At 36.6% G+C, this 26,611-nt stretch carries 18 protein-coding genes and 1 pseudogene; 12 read left to right on the top strand and 7 right to left on the bottom strand.

Features of this window, described 5'->3' with window-relative positions:
- Nucleotides 1-7: 7 nt before the first annotated feature.
- Nucleotides 8-2,353: a translocation and assembly module lipoprotein TamL gene (gene tamL / locus LC814_RS10410; RefSeq protein WP_226063864.1), complete on the bottom strand. Its 2,346-nt coding sequence runs from the start codon at nt 2,351-2,353 to the stop codon at nt 8-10.
- Nucleotides 2,353-7,359: a translocation/assembly module TamB domain-containing protein gene (locus LC814_RS10415; RefSeq protein ID WP_311135704.1), complete on the bottom strand. Its 5,007-nt coding sequence runs from the start codon at nt 7,357-7,359 to the stop codon at nt 2,353-2,355. Before LC814_RS10415 ends, tamL begins: the two co-directional genes overlap by 1 nt.
- 184 nt (nt 7,360-7,543) lie before the next feature.
- Here LC814_RS10415 and LC814_RS10420 point away from each other — a divergent pair, with 184 nt between their 5' ends.
- Together LC814_RS10420 and LC814_RS10425 are read left to right on the top strand one after the other, a co-directional pair.
- Nucleotides 7,544-7,951, top strand: a complete 408-nt coding sequence (locus tag LC814_RS10420; RefSeq protein WP_226063865.1) for a type II 3-dehydroquinate dehydratase — start codon at nt 7,544-7,546, stop codon at nt 7,949-7,951.
- 19 nt (nt 7,952-7,970) lie between these two features.
- Entirely contained in the window at nt 7,971-9,356 is a 1,386-nt protein-coding gene (locus LC814_RS10425) for an alpha-amylase family glycosyl hydrolase (protein ID WP_226063866.1), read from the top strand.
- On the opposite strand, the gene LC814_RS10430 is transcribed toward LC814_RS10425, so the two are convergent.
- Both LC814_RS10430 and LC814_RS10435 read right to left on the bottom strand, forming a co-directional pair.
- Nucleotides 9,353-11,194, bottom strand: a complete 1,842-nt coding sequence (locus LC814_RS10430; RefSeq protein ID WP_226063867.1) for a cation:proton antiporter domain-containing protein — start codon at nt 11,192-11,194, stop codon at nt 9,353-9,355. The genes LC814_RS10425 and LC814_RS10430 overlap by 4 nt on opposite strands.
- Nucleotides 11,187-11,711 (bottom strand): NAD(P)H-dependent oxidoreductase, encoded by a 525-nt coding sequence (locus LC814_RS10435; RefSeq protein ID WP_226063868.1) that lies wholly within the window; start codon nt 11,709-11,711, stop codon nt 11,187-11,189. Before LC814_RS10435 ends, LC814_RS10430 begins: the two co-directional genes overlap by 8 nt.
- Nucleotides 11,712-11,792: 81 nt before the next feature.
- Between LC814_RS10435 and LC814_RS10440 the strand changes: the two genes are divergently transcribed.
- A complete protein-coding gene (locus tag LC814_RS10440) occupies nt 11,793-12,944 on the top strand; it encodes a hypothetical protein (RefSeq protein ID WP_226063869.1) in 1,152 nt (383 codons plus the stop codon).
- Nucleotides 12,945-12,953: 9 nt separating this feature from the next.
- Here the strand turns inward: LC814_RS10440 and recJ are convergent, their stop codons facing one another.
- The gene (gene recJ, locus LC814_RS10445) at nt 12,954-14,663 is read right to left on the bottom strand and encodes a single-stranded-DNA-specific exonuclease RecJ (protein WP_226063870.1); all 1,710 of its coding nucleotides are present in this window, start codon (nt 14,661-14,663) and stop codon (nt 12,954-12,956) included.
- 309 nt (nt 14,664-14,972) lie between these two features.
- Here recJ and LC814_RS10450 point away from each other — a divergent pair, with 309 nt between their 5' ends.
- Nucleotides 14,973-15,680: a ferritin-like domain-containing protein gene (locus LC814_RS10450; protein WP_226063871.1), complete on the top strand. Its 708-nt coding sequence runs from the start codon at nt 14,973-14,975 to the stop codon at nt 15,678-15,680.
- A 38-nt stretch (nt 15,681-15,718) separates the two neighbouring features.
- Nucleotides 15,719-16,531, top strand: a complete 813-nt coding sequence (locus LC814_RS10455) for a ferritin-like domain-containing protein (RefSeq protein ID WP_226063872.1) — start codon at nt 15,719-15,721, stop codon at nt 16,529-16,531.
- A 133-nt stretch (nt 16,532-16,664) separates the two neighbouring features.
- Here the strand turns inward: LC814_RS10455 and LC814_RS10460 are convergent, their stop codons facing one another.
- Nucleotides 16,665-18,284: an ABC-F family ATP-binding cassette domain-containing protein gene (locus LC814_RS10460; protein ID WP_226063873.1), complete on the bottom strand. Its 1,620-nt coding sequence runs from the start codon at nt 18,282-18,284 to the stop codon at nt 16,665-16,667.
- Between the two features lie 174 nt (nt 18,285-18,458).
- On the opposite strand from LC814_RS10460, the gene smpB reads away from it, so the two are divergent.
- From smpB to LC814_RS10475, 3 genes are all read left to right on the top strand, one after another.
- Nucleotides 18,459-18,917 (top strand): SsrA-binding protein SmpB, encoded by a 459-nt coding sequence (gene smpB / locus LC814_RS10465; protein WP_226063874.1) that lies wholly within the window; start codon nt 18,459-18,461, stop codon nt 18,915-18,917.
- Nucleotides 18,918-18,994: 77 nt separating this feature from the next.
- Nucleotides 18,995-20,413, top strand: coding sequence for an OmpA family protein (locus LC814_RS10470; protein ID WP_226063875.1), 1,419 nt, complete (start codon nt 18,995-18,997; stop codon nt 20,411-20,413).
- A 99-nt stretch (nt 20,414-20,512) separates the two neighbouring features.
- The gene (locus LC814_RS10475; protein ID WP_226063876.1) at nt 20,513-21,253 is read left to right on the top strand and encodes a YebC/PmpR family DNA-binding transcriptional regulator; all 741 of its coding nucleotides are present in this window, start codon (nt 20,513-20,515) and stop codon (nt 21,251-21,253) included.
- A gap of 139 nt (nt 21,254-21,392) precedes the next feature.
- On the opposite strand, the pseudogene LC814_RS10480 reads toward LC814_RS10475, so the two are convergent.
- Nucleotides 21,393-23,247, bottom strand: a pseudogene (locus LC814_RS10480) (CocE/NonD family hydrolase).
- A 60-nt stretch (nt 23,248-23,307) separates the two neighbouring features.
- On the opposite strand from LC814_RS10480, the gene LC814_RS10485 reads away from it, so the two are divergent.
- The 4 genes from LC814_RS10485 (at nt 23,308) to LC814_RS10500 (ending at nt 26,585) form a co-directional block, all read left to right on the top strand.
- A complete protein-coding gene (locus LC814_RS10485; RefSeq protein WP_226063877.1) occupies nt 23,308-23,922 on the top strand; it encodes an alpha-ketoglutarate-dependent dioxygenase AlkB family protein in 615 nt (204 codons plus the stop codon).
- Between the two features lie 151 nt (nt 23,923-24,073).
- Nucleotides 24,074-24,550 carry a BON domain-containing protein gene (locus tag LC814_RS10490; RefSeq protein ID WP_226063878.1) on the top strand — a complete coding sequence of 159 codons (477 nt, stop codon included), beginning with the start codon at nt 24,074-24,076 and terminating at the stop codon, nt 24,548-24,550.
- Nucleotides 24,551-24,555: 5 nt separating this feature from the next.
- Nucleotides 24,556-24,975 (top strand): SH3 domain-containing protein, encoded by a 420-nt coding sequence (locus tag LC814_RS10495; RefSeq protein WP_226063879.1) that lies wholly within the window; start codon nt 24,556-24,558, stop codon nt 24,973-24,975.
- 359 nt (nt 24,976-25,334) lie between these two features.
- Nucleotides 25,335-26,585, top strand: coding sequence for a dicarboxylate/amino acid:cation symporter (locus LC814_RS10500; RefSeq protein WP_226063880.1), 1,251 nt, complete (start codon nt 25,335-25,337; stop codon nt 26,583-26,585).
- The last annotated feature ends 26 nt before the right edge of the window (nt 26,586-26,611 follow it).

The raw sequence follows: 26,611 nt of genomic DNA on the forward strand, positions 1-26,611 counted from the left end.
CAATATTTTAAAATGGATAACCGATAGCAATGTTCAGAATTAAATTATCTCTCCGCCAGGAATTGTCCCCGAAATTAATTTTATCGAAAGTCCAGCGGTCGCCTTCTTCATAATAGGGGATGCGTAAAGGCATCGCTAAATCCAGACGAAGTATAAGAATGGAAAAATCCAAACGAAGTCCCACACCGGCACCTACTGCAATTTCTTTGATAAAATCTTTTGAAAATTTACCGCCTGGACGAGCATCATCTTCATTCACGAGCCACACATTTCCGGCATCCGCGAAGACTGCTACGTTTAAAAATTTATAGATGTTCGCTCTGTATTCTGCATTCATTTCCAGTTTAATATCTCCCGACTGATCGAAGAAGAAAGTGGCATTTTGACCTCGCGGATCATAGCTTCCTGGACCTAAAGTTCGAGCCCGAAATGCGCGGATACTGTTGCTGCCGCCCACAAAAAATTGTTTCACATAGGGAATGGTGGTGGAATTTCCGTAAGGGAAACCAACGCCCGCAATAATACGAGAAGCAATGGTGTTTTTACTATTCAGTTTGCGGTAATACCGAAAATCGTGTTCCATTTTTGCATACTGACTGAAGGGAATATTAAAAATTTCCTTCTGATTTCCCGCTTTTGCATCGGCACCACTTACGAGACCTGCAATCGTTCCTGCCAACTCTGCACTTCCTTTGTAATAAAAAGTGTTCGTTTTGGGCAACATGGTATTGGTATACGTATAACTGTATGTAGGTCCGAAAATTAATTGCTTATCGATAACTCTTTGCAAAGAAGGATTTGCAGATATATCTTTTGCTGGATTTCCTTTAATTTGCTCCAGATATTTTTCAGTTACATTTTGCGGTGCGATCAAAGTGACATCAAGCACTTTTAGGTTGTGTTCTTTTCTTTCGTTTTCCTTCCACAGATAGCCAAAGGAAGTATTAAAATTATGCAAGGTATAAAGTTGCGTACGGTTTAAATACTCGTAACCGATATCAAAATTGGTTCGCGGCACATAAGCGCTTGAAGATCTGAATTTAAACGGCGCAACAATTCGCGGGATAGAAAGCTGCGCATTCGCCCCGAAACGAATGATATTGTTCGCATCTTTTGGTCCGCCAACCTGCACATCGAAGGCACCATAAATCGCACCTTTCAATTGCTCCGCACCTTTAAGGAAATTACGGTGTGTCCAGTTCAAATTCACTTCACCACCCGTATAATTTGCTGAATTTGTTTTTCCTAATGTTTCTAACCTCAAAGACTGAAAAGGTCTAGGTGTTAAAAGATAGTAGGCATCAAACTTATGATGTAAAGAATCTGAAACTATAAATTCATTTTTTACAAATTTGAAAACACCTAAACTGATCAATCGGTTTAATGATAAGTTGTGGTCTTTCCGGTTGTATAAATCGCCACGGTTAAAGTACAGCGTTCGGTCGAAAATTTTCGGTTTAAATTTATGCTCGGGATCAATAATATAAAGATCATTGTAAACCTCTAAAGAATCGGTATTATAAGGAACGCCATATTTTCCCAGTTTCACATCATCAATATTGTAATCTGCAAATACAATCGTTTTATCGATGGTAAACTGTTCTTTAGCAAGACTTGGCGTATTATCTTTCAGCTTAACAAAAAGTTCAACTTTGGGTTCTTTCAAGACGGTACTGTCTGCCTGAATAATAATGTTTTCCGGGCTGAAATAGTAAAAACCCTTATTTTTTAAATGCTCATCAATGCGTTCTCGTTCTGCTTTAATAACATCCAAATCGAAAGGATTGCCAGCTTTTAGAAAAGTTTTATCCGTAATCGACTGCATTTCTGCGTTGATTTCTGTAGAATCTTTCGGGAAGTGAACCTGACTGATTAAATATCTCGCACCTGGTTTTAAAGTATAAATAACCTGTGCTTTTTTATTTTTAGAGATCGTATCTGAGGAGGCTTTTGCATTAAAAAAACCTTTATTCTCAGAATAATTGACAATAATTTTTTTATTGAAGTCCCGATCTACGTCACTTAGCAAAACAGGTTTTTCTCCAATTTTATATTTTAGCCAATAGCCAAGACCTTTCTGCTTTTTTGGTTCTTTGGTAATGTTATAAATGTACAGTTTCGGTCGCAATCCTAAAATCGAGGAGTTTGGTTTCGGCCTAAGTTGATCCTGAAGTGCATCTTTTAAATTAGATTTCTCCTTTTTTGTCAGCGTATCATTCTTAATGTTAATTTTTGCTCCGGTATACAAAAGCTGACCCTCCTGCAGAAATTTCGTATTGCTGCACGAAGTAATAAAAACTACGATCGTAAGCGTTGTCAATATTTTATAACAGTATGATTTCAATGGTGTCATTAGTTTGAAGTCGTATTTGTAGTTTCCTGTTCTTTATTTTTTTTAGATTTCTCAAAAATCTCCCGGAACTTATCGTAATCCAAAGTGATGATAAAACCAATTCCCGCTTCAATAATCTGACCTTGAAGAGCGACTTGGTAATCATTTTTCCGGTACGCACGCAACATATATCGTCCGTCTTTGGAAAGACTGTAATCTACGGTGATGTCTCCGGCGATATTGGTCATTTGCTCGTTCTTACGCGCATCGCCTTCCAAGGAGAAATTGTTTCCTACCGTAACCTTCAGCCGGTCATCGAATAATCTTTTGGTCAAGCCGACATTTAAATCGGTTCTTTCATCTTTATTACCGGTGGAATAATCTTCGGTCGATTCTAAATCAAAATTCAATTCAACACCACCAATTAAATCTTTCGCTAAATTGTTGAGCTGCTCAGATAAAATTCTACTTACACTTTGTTTCGCAAGCGTTGAAGCTGATAAACCTGTATCACTTTGAAAAGGATTTTCGCCAATAAAACGGTTCAGTAAAAGAAGGGCAAAAACCTGCTTATTCATTTCAGATTCTTCGCGGCGCAGCTGATCGAGTTTGGCCTTGGTATTATCTAAAACCGTGGCAGAAACCGAACTGTTCTCATCAGCCGTGGTAATATCGAAAGTGATTACGGGTTTCATTAATTCTCCTTTCATAATCAAAAGCGTATTGAATGGTATTCGCTGCTTATATTGGTTCAGTTCGCTACCCGAAACTCCTGTTAACTGTTGCTGCAGCAAATCCAATGGTGCTGCATCTGTTTTATAAACGGCTGTAATATCCAGGTTTGCCGTCATCGGTTCGCCTGTCCAGGTGATGGTACTTCCTTTTTCGATCTCAAATTTTCTCTTCAATAAACTTACCGACATTTCGTAGGCGCCTTTTTCTACCTGATAAACTCCTACCAACGTCGTTTTTCCGGAAGGATCAATTCCACCAGTAAGCTGTGCCTCACCCTGAAGTTTAACAAAATCGCCGTTCGCTTTGTCTATAATTAGTGAAATTTTCGCTTCCTTGATTACTTCAATATTCACATTAACATCCAATCCCTTAATATCGCTTTGGTTGGTAAGCGAATCTACTTTTGCGGTTTCCTGAAGCGCAATTTGATCCTGATCGATAAACTCTACGATCCCTTCACGCTCTTGTAAAGATGGCGAAGCTTGTGGCAAGATAAAAGTGAAATCGGTTTGATCAGTAACACCTAAATTCCCATCAACCCGCGGTAAATCTAAATCGCCAAGAATCTTCAAATCTGCATCAATGGCTAAAATTCCGTACATCAACTTATCATTATCTTTGTCAGAATCTACTACTTTGAAGTTTTTCGCATTCACGTCTAAATTAAAATCAAAGTCTTTATAACTTTGTGTAAGAACAGCGCCGTCAATTACAATAGCATTTCCTGATTCATCTTTTAATTTAAAATTATCGAAATCAATTCCTCGGTTTGTAAATTTAATTTCATCATTGATATTTTTGAATTTGGTGCCAAGTTGCGTTATTCCCAAGCCAACTTCATTTAATTTCACTACTCCTAAAACATTGGGTGCGCTGGATTTTCCACCAATTTTCAAATTTCCAGAAAGATAACCTTCTGCATTTTCTACGGCATTCATCGAAAGTCCCTGAACCGTCTGCATCTGAAGTTTGTTGATATTTAAATCCATATCAAGACCACTTGATTTCGTATTGTACGTTCCCGCAAGTTTTACATCATTGTCAAAACCAGAAAGTGCAATATCGGCGCGAATCATTTCTGCAGTTTGGTTATTGGCTTTAATATCTAAATTTCCGACAGGACTTCCGTACACAAATAATTCGGTAATATCAAGATCGGAAGTGAACGTCATATTATTTTGTAAATTCCGAAGTTGCGCGGTTCCATTTATAGTTCCTTTTGCAAGCAAAGAATCTTTTTTCACCAGTTCTGTAAGTGTTTCGATCTTGAAATCTGTAATGGAAATATTCAGTGGACTGTTTGGAACAGTGGTCACAGACTGAAGCCGAATTTCACTTCCCTCATTTGAAATCGCAAAATTATTTGCAAGAATTCCCTTGCTGCTGAGTTGTATGTAATTATCGGGAGTGACTTTCCAGTCGGTATAATTTAATTTTAAACCATCGGGATTGAGACTTACGGTTGTAAAATCTCCCATTTTCTGCACATTTCCGGCGATCAGAAATTGGGTAACATCTTTTTCATCTTTTGTTGTGGCGTTGTAGGTGATTAAATTATCTTTAATATCTCCCTTTAAATTCACCTTCATCAAGGCAATACTTTCATTCTTAAATTCCCCCAGGTTTACGTCGTAGACAAGCGCATTATTTTCATTATTAATGGTTAATAATCCGTTTTTAATACTGTTTTCCCCATAAGTTAATTCTGGTATCTGCCCGTTCACTTCAAGTTTTCTGGAATCTGCATCATAATTTCCTGACAAAGTAATAGGCTCAAATTCAGTTAACTCGGGAACAAATTTCCGAAGAAGATTATCATCTTTTATTTTCGCATTGAAACTAAAATATTGATTCGGATCAACTTTTAAAATTTGCGTTCCGGGTTTTTGAAATTGATAATATTGATTGACGGTTTGTTGCAAAGACCCGAAAATCTGTGTCAGTTTATATTTTCCGGTTAACTCCACATCTGCAATTTGAGATTGAAGTGTAATTCGATTGGTTTCTGGAGTTGAAAGTGCTGTAAGAAAAACTTCCTGAACAGGATAAACATCTTTCGTGTCGGAAATCGCAAAGTTTTGCAAGTGAAGAAAACCATTAGGCGCATCGGGATTTAAACTCGAAAAATCACCTTCGATATCACCGGCGAGAATCATTTGATCTTCATAAAAACCGAGTTTGTTCAAATCAAGTTTTTGAATCGTTCCGTTCACTTTTATAGAGGGATCTTTATCCGTAAAATTTCCGGAAGCGAGTAATTTTAGATTGGCATTTGGATCATTAGAATCTAGATTTATTACATATGCGCCGTTATTTATTTTGCCTTTTAACGCCATATTTTGGTAAGTATAGCCATTGTAATAAATAGAAGCAATATTTCCTTTTATATTGGCATTGGCTTTTTTGTAATCAAAACTTTGTCCTTTTAGAGCGATTTGGCCGGTAATTGAACCCAAATCTTTATTTTGAATAATCGTTCCAATTTGCAGGTTTTGCAGGTTTGCAAGAATATCATAGCGTTCCTGATTTTTCCGTCTCATATCAACCGATGCGCGCACGCCGGCATTTCCTAAAGTTGAGGTGATTTTCAGATTTGCATTTACAATTTCTGTCGTTCCTTTTGCTGTTCCCGCAATCTTAAAAAAAGAGGGAAGTGTAATATTAGAAGGAATTGTATTTTTTGGCGCTAAATTGTAAATGGTTTTTGCTGAAGATGACAATTCCCGGATATTTAAATCGTAATAAATATTCTTAGGGTTCATCGCATTTTTAATGTTTCCAGAAGTTTTAACCGTTAACCGATCGAGGCCGGAAAGTTCCAGATTCTGAATGTCTAAATCGTTAATCGTGCCTTTTAATCGAGTATTGATATTCAGGATTGCATTCGGATATTTATTAAAAGGAACTGTATTTCTTAAAGTGGGAACAAGCATTAAAATATCTGAAAATCCTATTTTTGAGTTTTCGATATTAGCCGAAATTTTCACAGCGCCCGGATTTGCAGAAAGTTGTTCAACGGAATTATAGTTCAGTATAATTTCATCGCGTAAAATTGTTTTCGGAGTTTGCAGATAAAGATCTTTCAAATAAGCTTGTTTGTCTGCGTAAACAAAATCAGTTTTAAATTTCTGAATATTTAAGCCGCGACTTTCTTTGATCGCTGCAGATTGTACCGAACCTGCAAAAGTTTCGTTCTCCATTTTAAAATTTCGAACTTCTGTATTAATTTTATTAAAATTCAAATGGTTAAAATCCATGCCGTTCCGCGTGGGTGAGATTGCAGTATTATCATAAACCACTTTCACATCTTCCAGAATGAATTTTTTTAGAAATAATGCTAAAGATTCTTCCGAATTTGTAGATTGATTATCAGTTTTAGCAATTTTTGGATTGGCGTTATTGGCGGGCAGAAATAATTTGGCGTTGACATCAGCACCTTTTAGGAACAAATTTTCAATTCCAAAATTAGAATGTTCTAAATCGAGTTTATTAATTTTAGTACTGAGTTCTTCGAAAATTATTTTTGCAAATGTTTTGGTATTCTCGTCACCGTAATCAATATTAAAGTCGGTCAGTTTTATTTTATTTAAACCTAAACGCATAGGTTTTTGCTGATTCAGAGAATCTACTTTTTCGGTCACTTTCTCCGCGACTTCCTCCAGTAGATCCTGCTGAAGTGTCAACCGAAGACCATCCATCGTGATGTCGTTTGCGGCGTAGGAATTCTGTTCGAGATCGAAGGTCTTTACGCGCGTATTAAAAGATTTAAAATAAAGTTCGATATCATTTCGCGACTGCAAATCAATGAATGAAACTTTAATGTCTTTTAAATCAATTTTATCCAACGAAATAACAAAAGGTTTTGATGGACTTTCTTCCTCATCTTTTGTAGCAAACGCATCGATGATATAATCAAAATTGAAAGTGCCATTTTCCTTACGTACGACATTGGCTTTTACGCCTTGCAAATCTATGGAAGTTATGTCTGCCGTGTTTTTCAAAAGTTTGGGAATATTCAAACCCACATTCATTTTTCGAGCAAATAATAGGGTATCTACTTTTTGACCTTGCAGATAAAGATTTTCCATGACCAAACTATTGGGAAAATCGATGTAAACACGCTCCAAACTTACATTCGTATAAATTTTTTTCTCCAGATAATTCACAAGTTTACCTTTTGCAAAATTTTGAACCGCCGGCAACTGCAAGCTGAGAATTAGTACAATTACCAGCAAAAGGAGCGAACCAAGAACAATTGCTGTATATTTTAAAATCTTCTGATAGATATTCACTTGTGTATATTAGAAATTGGAGAGCTCTACAAAAATACATTTTTATTATTTCTACGCACTAAAATAGATGAAATATGAAAGAATAAATGCCTGAATTGGCAAAAATAGGTAGTCATAATGCAAACTATTGCGGTGGAAAATAAATATTTTTATGAAAAGCACTTATCTTTGTAAAAAGATCACGATGAAAATTTTAATTGTAAACGGACCAAATTTAAATCTTTTGGGCACACGTGAAACCGACATTTATGGAAACGTTTCCATGGATGATTATTTGAATCAGCTGCAAAAGGGATTTTCTCAACATGAGATTTTATATTTTCAGTCTAATATTGAAGGGGAATTAATAGACCGTTTGCAACAGGTTGATTTTGAGGCTTTAATTATAAATCCCGGTGCTTTCACCCATTATTCTTACGCCATTGCCGATTGCTTGAAAAATATTGAGCAACCGAAAATTGAAGTTCACATCAGCAATATTTATCAGAGAGAAGAATTTCGCCAGAAATCGGTAACCGCCGTTAATTCAAACGGAATCATCAGCGGTTTCGGTATGAAAGGATATCTTTTGGCAATTTTAAGTTTAGATTAAAACTCATATTTTCCCCATCATGAAAAATTCATTCATCTATTTCCTGATTTTACTATTTGGATTCAGTTTTTCTGCGACCAGTCAAACTAAAGATTCGCGGTATCAGCCAAAAGAATATGTAGAAATTACCCATCCGGAATGGAGTAAAAATGCGACGATTTATGAGGTAAATATTCGTCAATATACTCCTGAAGGTACTTTCAAAGCTTTTGAAAACCATTTGCCGAGATTAAAAAAAATGGGTGTGGATATTATTTGGTTAATGCCTATTCACCCGATTGGAGAAAAAAATAGAAAAGGAACGTTGGGAAGTTATTATTCTGTAAAGGACTTTAAAGGAATAAATCCCGAGTTTGGAAATAGGAAGGATTTCCAGCATTTGGTTGATAAAATCCACGCGATGGGAATGTACGTGATCATTGATTGGGTGGGAAATCATTCAGCGTGGGACAATCCTCTCGCGAAACAACATCCGGAATGGTACACGAAAACCCGCGAAGGAAATTTCCAGCCAACGCCATGGTATGATTGGGATGACGTAATTGACTTTGATTATGACAATCCCGATTTTCGAAAATACATGACCGAGGCTCTTAAGTTTTGGGTAAAAGAGACCAATATTGATGGGTATAGAGCTGATGTGGCAGGTTTTATTCCTGTTGATTTCTGGGAAAATGCGCGCAAAGAATTAGACGAAATAAAGCCCGTCTTCATGCTGGCAGAATGGGAAAGTCGGGATTTGTACAAGAAATCGTTTGACATGACATATTCCTGGTCCTTGTGGAATGAATTGAAAGTTGCCACGAATCAGCAAAAATTAGGTGGGTTGGTAGAATATCTCGCCCATGACGTAAGTACCGTTCCACGAAATGCATATCGCATGACTTTTACCGATAATCACGATAAAAATTCCTGGGAAGGAAATCCTTATTTGAATTTTGGTGACGGATTAAAAACGGCCATTGTAATGACAGGCGTGGTGAATGGAATGCCCCTGTGCTACAGCGGACAAGAAGCTGGGCTAAATCGAAGTCTGAAATTTTTTGAGAAAGATCCTATCGAATGGAAACATGATGTAAACGAAGAATTATTTACCAAACTATTTCATTTAAAACATAAAAATAAAGCCTTGTGGAATGGTAAATATGGAGGCGAAATGATTCGAATCGTAAACGATCACCAAGACCAGATTATTTCTTTCTACAGAGAAAAGGAATATGACGCTATTCTGCCCGTCCTCAATTTTTCCGATAAAGTAGTTGAGGTGAATTTAGATACTCAATATTATCAAGGGAAATACAAAGACCTTTTTACCAATAAATCATACAACCTGAGCGCGAAAACAAATTTCAAAATGGAACCTTGGTCCTATTTGGTTTTAGTTAAAGAAAATCCATCCAATTAATTCTGATATTCCTCGTATTCATTCCATTGCGTCTCATCAAATGAGTGGCTGTCTTCCGCAAGGAGCTCTGCTTCGCGGTCTAAATATTCGCTCATGGTGAACGTTACGGTATCTTTCAACTGTTCTTTGGCCAATTTTCTCGTCATTGCTTTATCGATTACCATAAATCGTTGGCCAAGTCTTCGTGCCGCATAAGCACGCATTCCGGTGGCTTTCAAAATATCTACGGCCATATTTACCGCAGTGCCTAAAGTTTCGCGGTAAATATTATCAACGCCGTTATTGATGAAATCATAAGCATCAAGACGGTTTTTTGCGCGAACAAATATTTTCAATTGTGGAAAATGCTCACGTGCATATTCCAATATAAATTTGTTTTTTTCTGGATTATCTAAACAAAGAATGAGAAGATCTGCATTTTCAGCGCCCGCTGAACGTAAAATCCCAGCTTTGGAGGCATCTCCAAAATACACCTTAAATCCTTTGGAACGAAGTAAATTTACACGATCTGAATCACTGTCTAGTACGGTTGCACTTATTCCGTTCACCCGCAGTAATCTCCCGACCGTGCTCCCAAAATGACCAAAACCTACAATAATTATTTTCTGCAACTTTTCAGATGTTTCTAATTCATCCGGTTCTTTTTTTGTTTTTTGAGTGTGAGGCTCAATAAATTTTTCATTAATAATTAAGAGAATAGGCGTTACACACATTGAAATAGCGGTGATTGCCATAAGTTGCGCATTCAGCTTTGGATCCAGTAAATACAAATTTGTAGAATAATTAATAAGAACAAACGCAAATTCTCCGACTTGAGAAAGACCGAAAGCCACCAAAAAATTCTGATGTAATTTGAGTTTAAAGAATTTCCCAACGCCCATTAAAACCGCAAATTTTACAATTAATACGACAACTGTTGTCGTAAAAATAAACATGGGATCTTCCATGATGACGAAGAAATTGATCGTCGCGCCAACACTCACAAAAAATACAGCGAGCAATAGTCCTTTAAAAGGATCGATCTGGCTTTCCAGTTCGTGACGAAATTCGCTTGTTGCCAACATTACACCAGCGATAAATGCGCCTAATGCCGCACTTAAACCCACAGCATTCATTAATTCTGAAACGCCAATAACCAGAAATAAAGAGGAAGCGGTTAAGAGTTCATTCATGCCTGATCGGGAAACATACCGTAAAAAAGGGACAAAAATATAACGGCCTAATAAAATAAGAGCCGCAATTCCCAGTATAATAGAAAAAGGTTGCAACCATTCGGGAAGAAGTTGCAGCAAAATTTGACTTTCATTGCTCTCTGATGTCTTAGCGAGAATAGGGAGAAAGGCTAGAATCGGAATTACCGCAATATCCTGAAATAGCAATATAGAGAAAGAGGCTTCACCAACATCGGTTCGGAATATATTTTTTTCCTTTAAAGTTTGCAAAACGATAGCAGTGGAAGACATTCCGAAACATAAAGCAGCTACCAGGGCTTTATCTGTACGCCAGCCCGCAAAATAGAAAATTGCAAAAAGTATGGAAATAGTGAAAGCCATTTGCCCCAGACCCATACCGATAATCTTCTTTCGGATGACCCAGAATTTTCGTGGCTCAATTTCTAAACCTACTAAAAATAGAAGCATTATCACTCCAAATTCGGTAGCTTCCATAATATCTGCAGAATCGTTTCCGGTTAATTTTAAACCAAATGGACCGATAATAATTCCACCCAAGATAAATCCGATCACAGAACTTAACCCCAATTTTCGAACCAGCGGAACCATAATAATGGCCGCTCCCAAAAAAATTAAGGCAGTGTGCGCTAAGGAATTATCACTCATATTTTTTTAAAGTTTTTTTGATTCTTTCCGTGGTTTCTTTCAGCTGATTTTCGTCTAAATCATCTGAATCATAAATAGCAATAATTTCTTTCACCTCGATACCAGTTACTGATAATGATAAGCTGAGAGGTTTCATCAATTCTTCTATAGTCGTTTTATATAGGCCCTCTTTCTGATAATTTTCTTTCTTCGCACCAATTGTTACAATGATAATTGCATCTTTATTCATGAGCGGATGATTACTTTCAGCTTTCCAGCTCATGTCAAAAACTTCATCTATCCAGAGGCGAAGCAGAGGTGGCAAGCCGAACCAAATTAAAGGAAAATGAAAAACGAGGCGTTCATACTCGCGAATCCTCTTTCGTTCCCGGAAAGTGGAAATGTGAAAATCGGGATATTCTTCGTATAAATCTTTAAAAATCAACTGCTCCGAACTTTCGTACGCTTTGATCAATTCTACATTAGTTGTAGAATATTCAAAGTAAGGATGTGCGAATATGGCGAGCGTTTTTTTCACGAAATTGCTATTTGTCACAAATTACTAAAAAATTTAAAAAAAATTATGATTAATGCAAAAAATGTTTATTATTTTTGAGAAATGAAGGTTATACAAGTTGCTTCAGCACTTACAATTCGAGAATTTCTAGACTTTCCGCCGACGCTATTCTGCGACGATAAAAATTATATCCGGCCATTGGATCAAGATATAGAATCTGTATTCGATTCCAAAAAGAATAAGTTTTTTAAATTCGGTATTTGCGAACGTTTTATTTTTCAAAATAAAGAAGGAAAAACCGTAGGTAAAATCGCGGTTTTCACGAACAGAAAATACAGGCAAAGTCAACCGACAGGCGGTTTTGGTTTTTTTGATTGTATTAATGATCAGGATACTGCCAACTTTATATTTGATCATGCTAAAAACTGGCTTCAAAAAAAAGGAATGGAAGCCATGGATGGTCCCATAAATTTTGGCGAAAGAGATAAATTTTGGGGCTTGCTGATTGAAGGATATTCAGAGCCGCTATACGGCATGAACTATAATGCGCCTTACTACAAAGCGCTTTTTGAGAATTATGGCTTTCAGATCTATTTCAATCAACTGTGTTTTGGGCGGAAGATTCATGATCCTGTAGCTGAAAATTACCTTGAAATGCATGCGCGAGTTTCGCTTAAAAAAGAAATCTCGGCCCGACCACTTAGAGTGAAGCACCTGGAAAAATTTGCAAAGGATTTTACTGAAGTCTATAATCAGGCGTGGGCCAGCCACGGCGAAGGAAAGCAGATGACATACGAACAAACTTTAAAGCTTTTTAAGACGCTGAAACCGGTCATAAATGAGCATATTTCGTGGTTTGTATATGAAAATGAAAAACCCATTGCATTCTGGATGAATATTCCAGATCTAAATCAGTGGTTTAAATATCTTAATGGGAAGTTCGGAATATTTCAAAAAATCCTCTTTCTCTTCCTTAAAATAGTAAAGAAAAATAGAAAAATGGTCGGCTTGGTATTCGGTGTGATTCCAGAATGGCAACGCCGCGGAATTGACGGATTTATAATTTGGGAAGGAACAAAACATTTCCGAAAAACCACTAATTTTACAGATTATGAAATGCAATGGGTCGGAGATTTTAACCCGAAGATGATTAAGATCGCAGAAAATTTAGAGACTAGTGTAACCAGAAAATTAGCAACCTATCGCTTTCTTTTTGACATATCGAAAGAGTTTAAGCCACATAAAATATTGTAGCGACTTGCATTAAATGAATTTTACATCTCTGATACTCAAGTAATAAGTTACATTTCCTTTCCAGTGATTTTCTTCAGCGGTGAATGCCATGTCAAATCTTTTCTGTCGAAAATCATCCGCAAATTTTCCCAATTTAAACCCGATACACTCGATATTACGCCCGGTAGATTCCTGTTTGATATAGAACTTGAGGTGGCTACCGTCTTTGCCCATTGTTTTTACATAGCCAGCAACTTTCTGGTTTTTTAAAACCAAAATAGGTTTCATATTGTGGGGACCAAAAGGCGCTAACTTACGGTGGAAATTAAAAAAGTCTTTGTTAAGGTCTTCGATGTCGACAATGGAATCGATGGTTATGCTGGGTTCAATTTGATGTTCCTGAATTTTATCAGCGACAACCTTTTCGAATTTTTGTTTAAAGGCTTCAAACTTATCTTTCTCCATCGATAACCCTGCAGCTGCGGGATGACCGCCGAATTTCAGAAATAAATCTGAGCATATTTCTAAGGCGTGATGAACATCAAAATCTGAAACAGAGCGTGCAGAAGCGACCATTTCCCCATTATTTCCATCGGTAAAAACCAACGTAGGCTTGTAATGTGACTCAATCAGGCGGGAAGCGACGATTCCAATCACCCCTTTGTTCCAATCGGGACCATAAACAATAGTGGAAAAATTTTTAATCTGACCGGAAGTTTCAACCTGGAGAAGTGCTTCGATGGTACTGCTCATATCCATTTCCCGTCGCGAATCATTAAGATTTATGATATTTCCTACGATCTGGTTTGCATGCTTCAGATTATCGGAAACCATTAATTCTACTGCAGCTTTACCGTGCGAAATTCTGCCGGCTGCGTTTATTTTTGGTGCAATTTCAAAAACAATATTTGAGATTTCAAATGTTGCTAATTTATCGTCGGGAATGAGGAGACGTAAGCCTATATTTCGTGTTTTTCGTAACACTTTTAGTCCTTGTTTTGCGAGAACTCTGTTTTCACCACTCATCGAAACAATATCTGCAGCGATAGAGATCGCGAGTAGATCGGTGAGTTCAAATAGTTCAGCTTCGGGAATTTTATAAATGCTGTTCAGGCCTTGACAAAGCTTAAAACCTACGCCACACCCAGAAAGTTCTTTGAAAGGGTAACGGCAATCTTTTCTTTTCGGATCTAAAACGGCTACAGCTTGCGGAATATGTTCTCCAGGTAAATGGTGATCACAGATGATAAAATCAACATTTAAACTTTTAGCATAGTCAATCTTATCAATTGCTTTAATGCCACAATCTAGAGCGATAATCAGAGAAAAGCCATTTTTTTTTGCAAAGTCTATTCCTTCGGTAGAAATACCATAACCTTCCACATTTCGGTCTGGAATATAGTAGTCCAGGTATTTTTTCTCTACAATCTTGCTGAGGTAAAGGTAAACAAGAGCTACAGCCGTGGTTCCATCAACATCATAATCACCATAAACCATTATTTTTTCTCCGTTTTCGATCGCAGTGGCAATTCGGTCAACCGCAACCTGCATGTCTTTCATCAAAAATGGATTATGGATGTCGTTAAGATTAGGTTTGAAAAACTCCCGCGCTTTCTGATAATTATCAATTCCTCGGAGAACCAAGATTTTGGATTCAAAAGTTCCGAAACCTAAAGAGGAGCTAATACTGTCGACTATATCTTCATCTGGCTCGGGTTTGTAAATCCATTTTTGACTCATAATACTACAAAAATAGGAAAAAATTGTGAGGTTTATTGATGAGAAAGGAAGGTGAAAGTAGTTTTATAAAAAAGGTAAATAAAAGCGCTAAAAGTTTATTTTTCTCTAATTATATAAGGGTTAATCTAGCTTTTTGCTATTAAAATCGAAAATAATTTCACTTTTGTGAATTTGTGGCTAAATTTTTGATATTGATTATCAATGTTTTACATACTAATTTTTAAAAATTTAAAATTTATAAATCTGAAATGTAAGGCTTGTCGTAATTATTAGTACAATCATTAATCATAAATCATTAAAATCATTATTATGCCAAAAACAATTAGTGTATCGAACAAAGGAGCAACTTTGGATACAAGCAGAAGAAATTTTTTAAAATTAGGTGGAGTAGGACTCGTAGTCGCTGGTCTAGCGGTAGCGGGCTGTAGAGATGATAATATGGATTCTCCCATGGGAAATGTTTTCGATTTGGGAACAGGAGATGTAGGAATTCTAAACTATGCTTACGCATTAGAGCAACTGGAAGCTGATTTTTACACGAAAGTTGTAAACAATTTCTATGGTGGAATATCTTCAGTGGAAAAACAACTTTTCACCGATATTTATAATCATGAAGTAATTCACAGAGATTTTTTCAAAGCAGCTTTATTGGCCGCTGGTGCTACTCCAACTCCGAAATTAGAGTTTAAGTATGATGGCGTAGATTTTAACAGTCGAAACTCAATCTTGGCAACTTCAAAAGCTTTGGAAGATACAGGTGTTGCGGCTTATAATGGTGCAGGTAAGTATATTAAAAACTTAGATTACCTGGTAATTGCAGGGAAAATTGTTTCTGTAGAAGCGCGTCATGCGTCTGCTATTAGAGATTTAATTAGTCCTGGTTCAGGTGCGTTTTCTGGTGACGATGTCGTGGATGCAAATGGATTAGACGTGGCAAAAGAACCAAAAGATATCGTGATGGCAGCTGGTGGTTTCTTTAAAACTCCGTTTACTTGGAAAGAACAAGGTATCGGATAATCACTCTTCACAATTACTTAACTTAAATAAATATTATTATGAACTTACTCAATATATTAGATAAATTATCAGACGATCAATTTTTCACCAAGATGACTTCGCGGTCTGAAGGACTTTCAGATATAGCTAACTTCGGAAGAAAAGCAGCAATAGCAAGTATTCCGTTAGGATTAGGATCTTTTATGGCAACTTCTGCAAAAGCGGAAACCACATCTGCAACCAGCACTTTTTCTGCAGCTTCGGCGTTAACTGATGCTTTGCAATTAGCGCTTGTTTTGGAATATTTGGAAGATGAATATTACAGAACAGGATTGGCAACCACAGGATTAATTCCAACTGCTGACAAAGTTGTTTTTCAGCAAATTAGCAAACATGAAACGGCACACGTTGCATTTCTTAAAGCAGCAATTTCTTCTTTAGGAACAACACCGGGTGCAAAACCAAAATTTGATTTTACAGTTGGCGGAAATTTTCAACCGTTCTCAGATTACAAACAATTTATGGTTTTAGCACAAGCTTTTGAAGATACAGGTGTTCGTGCCTATAAAGGACAAGCTGGAAATGTAGCTTCTAACAAAGCGATTTTACAAGCAGCTTTGCAGATTCACTCTGTAGAAGCAAGACATGCTTCACAAGTTCGAAGAATGAGAATGAACAAAGGTTGGATTGAATTGAAAGACGGTGGCAATATGCCTGCAGCAACAAATGCGGTGTACGCAGGTGAAGAAAATGTTATCCAAGCAGGTTTTGATACTTCTAAATTGTTTGGCGCACCGGCAGGTTCTGCATCATTTGATGAACCTTTATCCGGAAGTGATTCTGCAGCAATTGCAGGTTTATTTATCGCTTAAAAAAACCATCAAATTAATTTCTCTCATAGTTTATTTTTTTGGTAAGAAGGCTTTGATCACTTTAAAGTCTTCTTTTAAAACAAAAACCGTTCAGGAAACTGAACGGTTTTTGTTATTTTATTAAGGACAGCATTTAATACATTTCTTGCTGTAATTCTTTTACTTTCTTGTCTGATAGATATTCGTCGTAAGTCATTTCTCTATCAATAATTCCTTTTGGCGTTAATTCGATGATTCGGTTACAAACGGTTTGCAACATTTCGTGGTCATGCGAAGCCAATAAAATATTTCCTTTAAAATTAACCAAAGAGTTGTTTAAAGTCGTAATACTTTCCAAATCCAGGTGATTCGTAGGTTCATCCATTAATAAAACATTTGCCCGCTGCAACATCATGCGGCTGAACATACATCTCATTTTTTCACCTCCGGAAAGTACGGTACACGATTTTAAAGCTTCGTCACCAGAAAATAGCATTTTGCCTAGAAAACCACGCATATATTCTTCGTGACGCTCTTCATCGTTTTTAGTAAACTGTCTTAACCAATCAACTAGATTAATATTTTCCTGGAAAAAGCTCGCATTATCAAGAGGCATATAAGATTGATTCGTGGTAATTCCCCAATTGAATGTTCCTTTATCTGCCTTAGTGTTATCACTCAAAATTTGGAAAAATTCTGTAATCGCCAAACTGTTTTTAGAAATAACAGCAACTTTATCACCTTTCTTTAAATTCAAATCAATTTTAGAAAAGAGCAATTCGCCGTCTTTTGTTTTTTCTAAACCTTTAACTTCTAATATTTGATCACCAGCTTCACGTTCTGTGTCAAAAATAATAGCAGGATAACGTCTGGATGAAGGTTTGATATCTTCAATATTTAGCTTATCGATCATTTTTTTACGTGCTGTAGCCTGTTTCGCTTTTGCAACGTTGGAAGAAAACCTCGCGATAAAATCCTGAAGTTCTTTCTTTTTATCTTCTGCTTTTTTATTGGCCTGCTGTCTTTGTCGTGTTGCTAATTGCGAAGCCTGATACCAGAAAGAGTAGTTTCCGGTATATAAATTAAGTTTAGAATAATCTAAATCGCCAACATGTGTACAAACCGTGTCCAGGAAGTGACGGTCGTGAGAAACTACGATCACTGTATTTTCGTAGGTGGAAAGGAAGTCTTCCAACCACGCGATGGTTTCAATATCCAAATCGTTTGTTGGCTCATCCAGAATCAAAACGTCTGGATTTCCAAATAACGCTTGGGCAAGAAGAACCTTTACTTTATTTTGGTTTTCTAATTCTCCCATCATCTGATAATGCATATCGTCTTTAACTCCCACGTTGGAAAGCATTGTCATTGCATCAGATTCAGAGTTCCAGCCGCCCATTTCGTCATAAATTACACCAAGTTCTCCTGCTTTAAGGCCGTCTTCATCAGAAAAATCCTCCTTAGCATAGAGTGCATCCATTTCGGTTTTAATCTCGAAAAGCTTTTTGTTTCCTCTTAAAACCGTTTCTAATACGGTGAAATTATCATAAGCAAAGTGATCTTGTTCCAAGACCGACATTCTTTTTCCCGGTTCCAATGAAATTGAACCTGTTGTAGGATCCTGCTGGCCGGTAAGAATTTTAAGGAAAGTAGATTTACCAGCACCATTAGCACCAATAATTCCGTAACAATTTCCCTTACTAAACATAATATTTACATCGTCGAAAAGTACTCTTTTTCCGAATTGTAAAGATAAATTAGATACTGTTAACATATAGTTTTGTAAATTTGGTGCAAAATTACGAAAACAAATCGGGTTTAAGGCATAGGTAAAAAAGAGCTACTATAATAAGGTATATTTGCAACTTCAATTACTGCCAAAAATTAATAGTCTCATGTTAAAATTTTATAAATTTTAACGAAAAATAAAAAATGAAATATCATCAATATGAAAATTGAAAAATCGATTGCTATTTATAATAAAAGAGCCCGTTTCGAATTTGAGATTTTTGATGAAATCGAAGCAGGCATGGTACTTACCGGTACAGAAATAAAATCTTTACGGTCTTCTAAGGCGAGTATAACAGAGTCTTTTTGCCAGTTTATTGATGGAGAATTGTACATCATCAACATGATGATTGATGAGTATAAATTGGGAACATATTACAATCATAAAACAAAAAGGGAACGGAAGTTGCTGTTGCACAAACGAGAAATGCAGAAGTTTGAAAAAAAACTAAAAGATGTTGGAAATACGATTGTTCCTTTAAAACTTTATATAAATGAGAAGGGAAAAGCCAAAATTCTTATTGCACTCGGACGCGGAAAAAAACTCTACGATAAACGCGAAAGCATAAAAAATAGAGAAAACAAAAGAAATTTAGACAGAATATTAAAGAAAAGTTAAATAAAGACTACAAATCTTTGTTTATAAAGAAAATTTACATTTATTTTGCATTATCAATTATTTAATCATTTAATTCTATGAAAAATCTAAAATTAGGAATTTCAGCATTGGCACTAACTGTTGCCTCTACTGTGTTCGCTCAGACTACCAACAATCCGTGGTTAATCGGAGTTGGTGCTCACGGAGTAAACCACGCTGCGGCTGGAGGAAAAGCTGGAGATGTATTCTCAACTGCTTTCGGTGGTGGAGATCAAGGTCAATTGTATAATATTAACAATTTTACAATTACACCTCCTCTTTCCAAGCTAACTGTTGCTAGAAACTTGAACCAATATTTGGTTCTTGATTGGCAAACTTCAGTTGGAAATGTTGACAATATGAGAATTGGTATGGGAAAAGAATTTTTCCTAATGACTGGTTTAGGTCTACAATTCAAATTCAACGGTCTTTGGAACGAAGAATCTTGGTTTGACCCGTATTTGAGAGCAGGTGCTAACTACTTAAGACATGACTACTCTGGAGCTGCAAATGCTTTAGATGAGGATGGTAAAAATGTAGGAGCTAATCACTTCGCATTAGCAACTGGTGTTGGATCAAACTTCTGGATTACTAAAGGCTTTGGTCTAGGTCTTCAAGGAGATTATGTTTCTACTCCTGCTAATAAATCTACAATTCCTAACTTTTGGCAAGCTTCTGCTTCATTGTTATTCAGATTTGGTAACATGGACAGAGACAAAGACGGAATCTTAGATAAAGATGACAGATGTCCTGATACTCCAGGATTAGTTGAATTCCAAGGTTGTCCTGATACTGATGGTGACGGAGTTCCAGATATCGATGATCAATGTCCAGATGTTGCAGGTCCAGTTGAAAACAACGGTTGTCCTTGGCCAGATACTGACGGAGATGGTGTAGTTGACAAAGATGATGCTTGTCCAGAAGTTGCTGGTCCAGCTGAAAACAACGGATGTCCTTGGCCAGATACTGACGGCGATGGTGTTCTAGATAAAGATGACGCTTGTCCTACAGTTCCAGGTCTTGCACAATATAACGGTTGTCCAAAACCTAAATCTGTAACGGCTACTGAAGTAGAAGGTGAATTGAAAAATATTTATTTCGATTTCAACAAAGCTACAATCAAAGCTGAATCAGGTGATAGATTAGACGCTGCTGCAACGCTTATCAAAACTGACGGAGGTAATTATTTACTAGAAGGTCAAACTGATAAAAAAGGTTCTGAAGCTTATAACTTAGACCTTTCAAGAAGAAGAGCTGCTTCTGTAGTAAACGCTCTTGACTCTAGAGGTGTTGATGCATCTGCTTTAAAATCCATCGGTGTAGGTGAATCTAAAGCTGTAGTGCCAGAAAATGCTTCTGATGCTGAAAGACAACAAGACAGAAAAGTAGTAGTTAGAGCTATCGAAGATGCTACTGAATGGGCTACTTACAAAAAATCTGATGTTGTAATTAAAAAATCAACTAAGAAAAGAAAATAATTAATTAATTATTTATCTAAATAAATTGACACCCTCGTTTAACGGGGGTGTTTTTTTGTAAACTAATTTGTATTTTTGCAATCATTAAAATCAAAGAATATGGGACGCGCATTCGAATATAGAAAAGCTTCTAAAATGGCACGCTGGGATAAGATGGCCAAAACTTTTTCAAAAATTGGTAAAGACATCGCTCTGGCGGTAAAAGCTGGTGGTCCTGATCCCGATTCTAATCCTGGTTTAAGAAGATGTATCCAGAATGCAAAAGGTGCAAATATGCCGAAGGATAATGTAGAGCGAGCCATTAAAAAAGCAAGCGGTGCAGATGCTGAGCAGTATGAAGAAATCACCTACGAAGGGTACGGACAGGGCGGAGTAGCATTCTTCGTTGATTGTACGACCAATAACCCGACGAGAACGGTGGCAAACGTTCGTGCAATTTTCAATAAGTTTGATGGAAATCTTGGAAAAAATGGGGAACTCGCCTTTATTTTCGATAGAAAAGGTGTCTTTTCTTTAGACCGTTCTTTAATAAAAACAGAATGGGACGATTTTGAAATGGAAATGATTGATGCTGGTGCGGAGGAAATAGATCAAGATGAAGAAGAGGTTTTTATTACCACTGCATTTGAAGACTTTGGAATGCTTTCACATAAGCTGCATGAACTTAATATTGAACCGAAAAGCGCAGATGTTCAGCGAATTCCCAATAACACCAAAGAAGTTACAGCAGACCAGTTTAAAATAAACATGAAAATGCTGGAGCGATTCGAAGAAGATGACGATGTTCAGAACGTGTATCATAACATGGAAATTACCGATGAATTGATGGATTCGTTATAACTTAAAATTCACAGTGATCAATGTCGAGTTGTAAGAGTTAAGAATTTATATAAGTTTATTTTAAAAATCGACTTCTTTAAAAATTAAAAAGACCAAAACAATTATTTGTTTTGGTCTTTTATTATGAACTAAACTTTAGTTACTTTAGAACGCTTACTTCTAAAGAACTGTCTCCAAATATTTTAATAAATGCTTTGGTATAATCATCTTTCGTGGCAAAGGTAGGATTATCCAGAAACTTTTGTGGGTTCACTGCAAATAATGGAAACCACGTGCTTGAAATCTGAATTTGAATTTTATGTCCCTTTTTAAAAGTATGAAGCACATCCTGCAGCTTTACATCAACAGATGTTTTTTCGTTCGGAACAAGAGCTTCAGGTTTCATTCTGGAATTTCTAAAACGTGCAGGCATAATTTCGCTTCTAACCATTTGATGGTAATTGCCATATACAACGCCTTCTTTTTTCTCGGCGGGAACAAAATTCTCCGGATACACGTCTATTAATTTTACGGCAAAATCGGCATCATCAGAAGTGGAAGAAATATTCAATTTCGCCAGAATCTCTCCCGCAAATGTGATATCATCAGTAAGTACATCAGTAGTGAAAGTTAACACATCTGGTCTACCTACAGCGAACCGTTGATCTTCACTCATATAATTGCGCGGTGTAAAACCATTAAAATCTTTTAAATTGTCTGAACTTAGAACTGGATTGTTGGGGTCACTGTAATATTCCGAAAAGCTTGGTGATGCTTTATCTTTTAGCGTTCCATCGGCCAGATAAAACTGTACTTTCTCAACATTTTTCGGCGGATATGCAGCGAATTCTTGCCATTGCATTTTTCCGGTATCAAAAAGAGTAGCTTCTGGTAGTCCAGCATCTGTTTTTGAATTTTCTTTTAAATAATGTTGAAAGAATGGCGTCTCTAATTTAGTTTGATAATAAGTTGAAATACTGTCTCCGAAGTAAATGTCATTATGGAAATGTTTGCCACTTTCTCTGGACCATTGACCATGGGAAAAAGGACCCATAACAAGAGTGTTTTTTGCTTTCGGACTTGTTTTTTCTATCGTTTTATAAATATTTAAAGGTCCCGATAAATCCTCCGAATCAAACCAGCCGCCAACTGTCATTACCGCATGATTGATGTTTTTAAGGTGTGGAAGCAAACTTCTCTTCTGCCAAAATTCATCATAGTTCGGGTGATTCATAATTTCGGTCATAAAAAAATTGTCTTTATAGTATTTTTCATAACCATCTTTCAAAGTTCCCATGTCACGGTAAAATTGTAAACCATCTTCAGAGGTTTGTTTAACAAAAGTGTCCATATACCATTCCTTGTTTTCTGGTTTTGTTTTTTGAATTCCAAAAACAGGAAATGTTCTGAAATATCCAAGCATAAATCTACCATTGTGTAAGAAATCGTCATTCCAAAAATCAGAAATCGGCGCCTGTGGAGGAGGCAACCAGCGCAGGATGTTCAGATAATGCTCCAGCCGCTGTATAAAAACCTGGATAAGACGTTCCATATTGACCCACTTTCCCATTATTGTCTGGATAGTTTTTCAGTAACCACGCGATAGTGTCGTACGTATCCGTACTTTCATCAACATCTTTTTTGGTTTTATGCACAACTTGCGGTGTCATGTTGGTGAATGTTCCTTCACTCATATATCTGCCACGAACATCTTGGTAAACAAATATATATTTGTCTTTCATTAAGTATTTATTAGGTCCAAGCGATGAGCGGTAAGCATTTTCCCCATACGGCGCCACACTATAGCAGGTGCGCTGCATTAGAAATGGATATTTATTTTTTTTAGAAATATCTTTGGGAATATAAACGGAAGTAAATAGTTTTACGCCATCGCGCATGGGTATATAAACTTCTTTTTTCGTAAAATTTTCTTTTACAAAATTGTTATCTGGTCTGTTTTGGGCAAAACCCACTACAAAGTAAAAGGCCAGAAAAATTTGGAATATTTTTTTCATGAAAATAATTTTGAACGAATTTAGCAAAAAATATGAGATTTTATCTCCAAAATTTAGAGAATGGAATTATTTGAACATCAAGCCGATCCCACGATCAATTTACTACCTTATGATGGAACTGTAAATTATTACGGAAAAATTTTTACGGGTGATGAAGCAGTGTCTTATTTTGAAACTTTATTCAAAAAGACCGCTTGGAAAAATGATGAAGTATTGATGTTTGGAAAAAGAATCGTCACGAAGCGAAAAATTGCTTGGTACGCTGACGATGAAATGGATTACACGTATTCAAAAATTAAAAAAACGGCTGTGGTGTGGTACCCGGAATTATTAAAGCTAAAAAATCTGGTGGAAGACATTACGGGTGAAAAATTCAATTCCTGTCTTTTAAATTTATACCATGACGGTACGGAAGGAATGGGTTATCACAGCGATGCCGAAGATGATCTTCTTCAAAACAGTGCAATCGCTTCCTTGAGTCTTGGTGCTGCAAGAAAGTTTGTTTTCAAGCATAAGGTTACGAAAGAAAAGTTGGATTTTATCTTAGAAAATGGGAGCTTAATGGTGATGAAAGGCGAAACTCAAAAACATTGGCTCCATAGTTTACCGCCCTCCAAAAAAGTACAAACTTCACGAATCAATTTAACTTTCCGATCCCGAAAACCCGTTATTTAAAATGCACTATATTTGGTGTGAATAGGTAAGAAAAACAATTAGAATCAACATAAAATTTCTAACTTTAAGAAAAATTTATAATTCTTTACGAAACTATCGATCTATTTATTATTAAATTTGAGACTAATTATTAACGTTAAATATATTAACTATGAAAAAAACAATTGCACTCGCTGCTTTGGCGCTTACCGTATCGTTCGGTTCAATTTCTTGTGAAAAGAAAGTAACTGATGCAGAGCTTCAAACTCAGGCGACCACTGTAGTGACTTCTAATCCTAATGCTTCTGTAGAAGTTAAAGATGGTACAGCACATTTAAGCGGGACATTTGAAGATCAAGCTTCTAAAGATAATATGATTGCTTCTCTTAAAGCAATTCCTGGTGTTAAAGACGTTATGGACATGTCCACGGTCGCTCCAGTTGTCGTAGAAACTGTAGATGCGGTTGATCCGATGGTAAAACAAAAAGTTGATGATGCCTTGAAAGATTTCCCCTCAGTAAAAGCAGAAGTGGTAAATGGTGAATTAACTTTAACTGGAAATGTTTCTCCCGTACAAGCCAGAAAAATTAAAGAATCTGTAGACGGAATGAAAGTAGGAAAAGTAAATTATAATTATACTGTTAAATAAGAAGCATGAGTACATTACAAGATAAATACGCCAGTGTAATTGCTGCAGCACAGTCTGCAGGGATTGAAAATATGAAAGTTTCAGAACAAAACGGAATTCTTTACGTATCTGGGAGCGCTATAAATTCAGCAGCGAAAGATGCGGTTTGGAATGCCTTAGGTTCAATTGATTCTACATATTCTGCATCCGACATTAATTTAGATGTGCAGGTCGGAGGATTATCAGCAGGATCTACTTTAACCGTAAATACCGAATCTTCTAACCTTAATATCAGACAAGAGCCATCTACAGATGCTTCCGTTGTTGGTAAAGCTGCAAAAGGCGAAATTGTAACTTTGGTAGAGCAAACTTCAGATGAATGGTGGAAGGTAAAAACTTCCGGCGGTGAAGAAGGTTATGCATACGCAAGATATTTGCAGGCATAATTACAACTTTATAGAATTTTTAAACCTCTGAGCAGTCAGGGGTTTTTTTGTGGGCCATCCCGCCACCAAATTTTCCACCGCATTATCCTTTCGAATTTTGTGTCGGGACCGCGCTTTCCGTTGCAATCATTTTTGCCACGCTTTCCCTTCGCGAAAAAAGGATTTCCACTACAATCGCTTGTCCAGAGCTTCGATGATTCAAATGAAATCGTAAAAAAGTGAGTTAATCGCTTGCCTTTTGTTTCGAGAACTAAATCAGGAATGTAAAATATGTACGTCAATCGCTTGTCTCTTAAAAGAATGTTAAATCTTTTTAACAAAATAAACTATATTTGTATTCTTACATTAAAAACTCCCTTATGAAAGGTCAAAACAAACTGTTTATCGCCATTATTATTGCCTTAATTTTAGGTGTTGTTATGGGCGGTGTTGTCCATACCAAATATCCGGAAAGCGCTCCGGAATTTTCAAAAAATATTAAACTTTTAGGAACTATTTTTATCCGTTTGGTGCAGATGATTATTGCACCGCTGGTTTTTACAACTTTAGTAGTAGGTATCGCGAAAATGAGTGATCTTAAAATGATTGGGCGCGTTGGCACCAAGGCAATGCTTTGGTTTATTACTGCCTCTTTAGTATCTCTTTTTATAGGACTTGCTTTTGTAAACTGGTTAGAACCAGGTTTGGTAATGCAGCTGGAAAAACCTGCAGTTGATGCCGCTGGAGATGTTGTTGCAACAAGTCAGGGACTTTCTTTGGAGCAGTTTGTAAATCATGTAATCCCCAAAAGTTTATTTGAAGCTTTTGCCACCAATGAAGTTTTACAAATCGTAGTTTTCTCCATTATGTTTGGTGTTGCATTGGCTAATATGGGCGAAGAATATACCAAGCCGATCGTTCGTGCTTTAGACATTTGTGCACACGCCATCTTGAAAATGGTGGGCTACATTATGTGGTTTGCACCATTTGGAGTATTGGGCGCAATTGCAGCCGTAGTAGCAACCAATGGATTTGATATTTTTAAAGTCTACGCGATTTACCTTCGTGATTTCTTCTTTGCACTTGGCGTTTTATGGTTAATTCTCTGCATTGTCGGATATTTGATTTTAGGAAACCGATTATTTGAACTTTTAAGAAGAATTAAAGAACCTTTACTCATCGCCTTTTCCACGACAAGTTCCGAAGCGGTGTTCCCGAAATTGGTTGAAGAGTTAGAGCGATTCGGCTGTAACAATAGAATTGTATCCTTTATTTTACCTTTAGGTTATTCCTTTAACCTGGACGGAAGTATGATGTACATGACTTTTGCAGCGATCTTTATCGCGCAGATCTACGGTATCGATATGTCTTTAGGTCAACAAGTTATTATGCTTTTGGTTTTAATGCTCACTTCAAAAGGAATTGCCGGAGTTCCAAGAGCGAGTTTGGTAATCATCGTTGCAACTTGCACCATGTTCGGAATTCCACCAGAAGGAATTGCTTTGATCTTACCAATTGATCATTTCTGCGATATGGGAAGAAGTATGACCAATGTTTTGGGTAACGCTTTAGCGACCTCAGCAGTTTCGAAATGGGAAGGACAACTCGATAATCACGGCGGAGATTTATAAATGAATTTTCATTTCTACAATATAAC

The organism is Kaistella polysaccharea, from assembly GCF_020410745.1.
Lineage (GTDB): Bacteria > Bacteroidota > Bacteroidia > Flavobacteriales > Weeksellaceae > Kaistella > Kaistella polysaccharea.

Bases quoted from the DNA above. Each gene is read 5' to 3' on its own strand.
- LC814_RS10440 (WP_226063869.1), top strand. From the start codon at position 11,793: ATGAAGGTTATACAAGTTGCTTCAGCACTTACAATTCGAGAATTTCTA.
- LC814_RS10495 (WP_226063879.1), top strand. From the start codon at position 24,556: ATGAGTACATTACAAGATAAATACGCCAGTGTAATTGCTGCAGCACAG.
- LC814_RS10430 (WP_226063867.1), bottom strand. From the start codon at position 11,194: ATGAGTGATAATTCCTTAGCGCACACTGCCTTAATTTTTTTGGGAGCG.
- tamL (WP_226063864.1), bottom strand. From the start codon at position 2,353: ATGACACCATTGAAATCATACTGTTATAAAATATTGACAACGCTTACG.
- LC814_RS10455 (WP_226063872.1), top strand. From the start codon at position 15,719: ATGAACTTACTCAATATATTAGATAAATTATCAGACGATCAATTTTTC.
- LC814_RS10450 (WP_226063871.1), top strand. From the start codon at position 14,973: ATGCCAAAAACAATTAGTGTATCGAACAAAGGAGCAACTTTGGATACA.
- LC814_RS10485 (WP_226063877.1), top strand. From the start codon at position 23,308: ATGGAATTATTTGAACATCAAGCCGATCCCACGATCAATTTACTACCT.
- LC814_RS10470 (WP_226063875.1), top strand. From the start codon at position 18,995: ATGAAAAATCTAAAATTAGGAATTTCAGCATTGGCACTAACTGTTGCC.
- LC814_RS10420 (WP_226063865.1), top strand. From the start codon at position 7,544: ATGAAAATTTTAATTGTAAACGGACCAAATTTAAATCTTTTGGGCACA.
- smpB (WP_226063874.1), top strand. From the start codon at position 18,459: ATGAAAATTGAAAAATCGATTGCTATTTATAATAAAAGAGCCCGTTTC.
- LC814_RS10460 (WP_226063873.1), bottom strand. From the start codon at position 18,284: ATGTTAACAGTATCTAATTTATCTTTACAATTCGGAAAAAGAGTACTT.
- LC814_RS10425 (WP_226063866.1), top strand. From the start codon at position 7,971: ATGAAAAATTCATTCATCTATTTCCTGATTTTACTATTTGGATTCAGT.
- LC814_RS10475 (WP_226063876.1), top strand. From the start codon at position 20,513: ATGGGACGCGCATTCGAATATAGAAAAGCTTCTAAAATGGCACGCTGG.
- LC814_RS10500 (WP_226063880.1), top strand. From the start codon at position 25,335: ATGAAAGGTCAAAACAAACTGTTTATCGCCATTATTATTGCCTTAATT.
- LC814_RS10490 (WP_226063878.1), top strand. From the start codon at position 24,074: ATGAAAAAAACAATTGCACTCGCTGCTTTGGCGCTTACCGTATCGTTC.
- recJ (WP_226063870.1), bottom strand. From the start codon at position 14,663: ATGAGTCAAAAATGGATTTACAAACCCGAGCCAGATGAAGATATAGTC.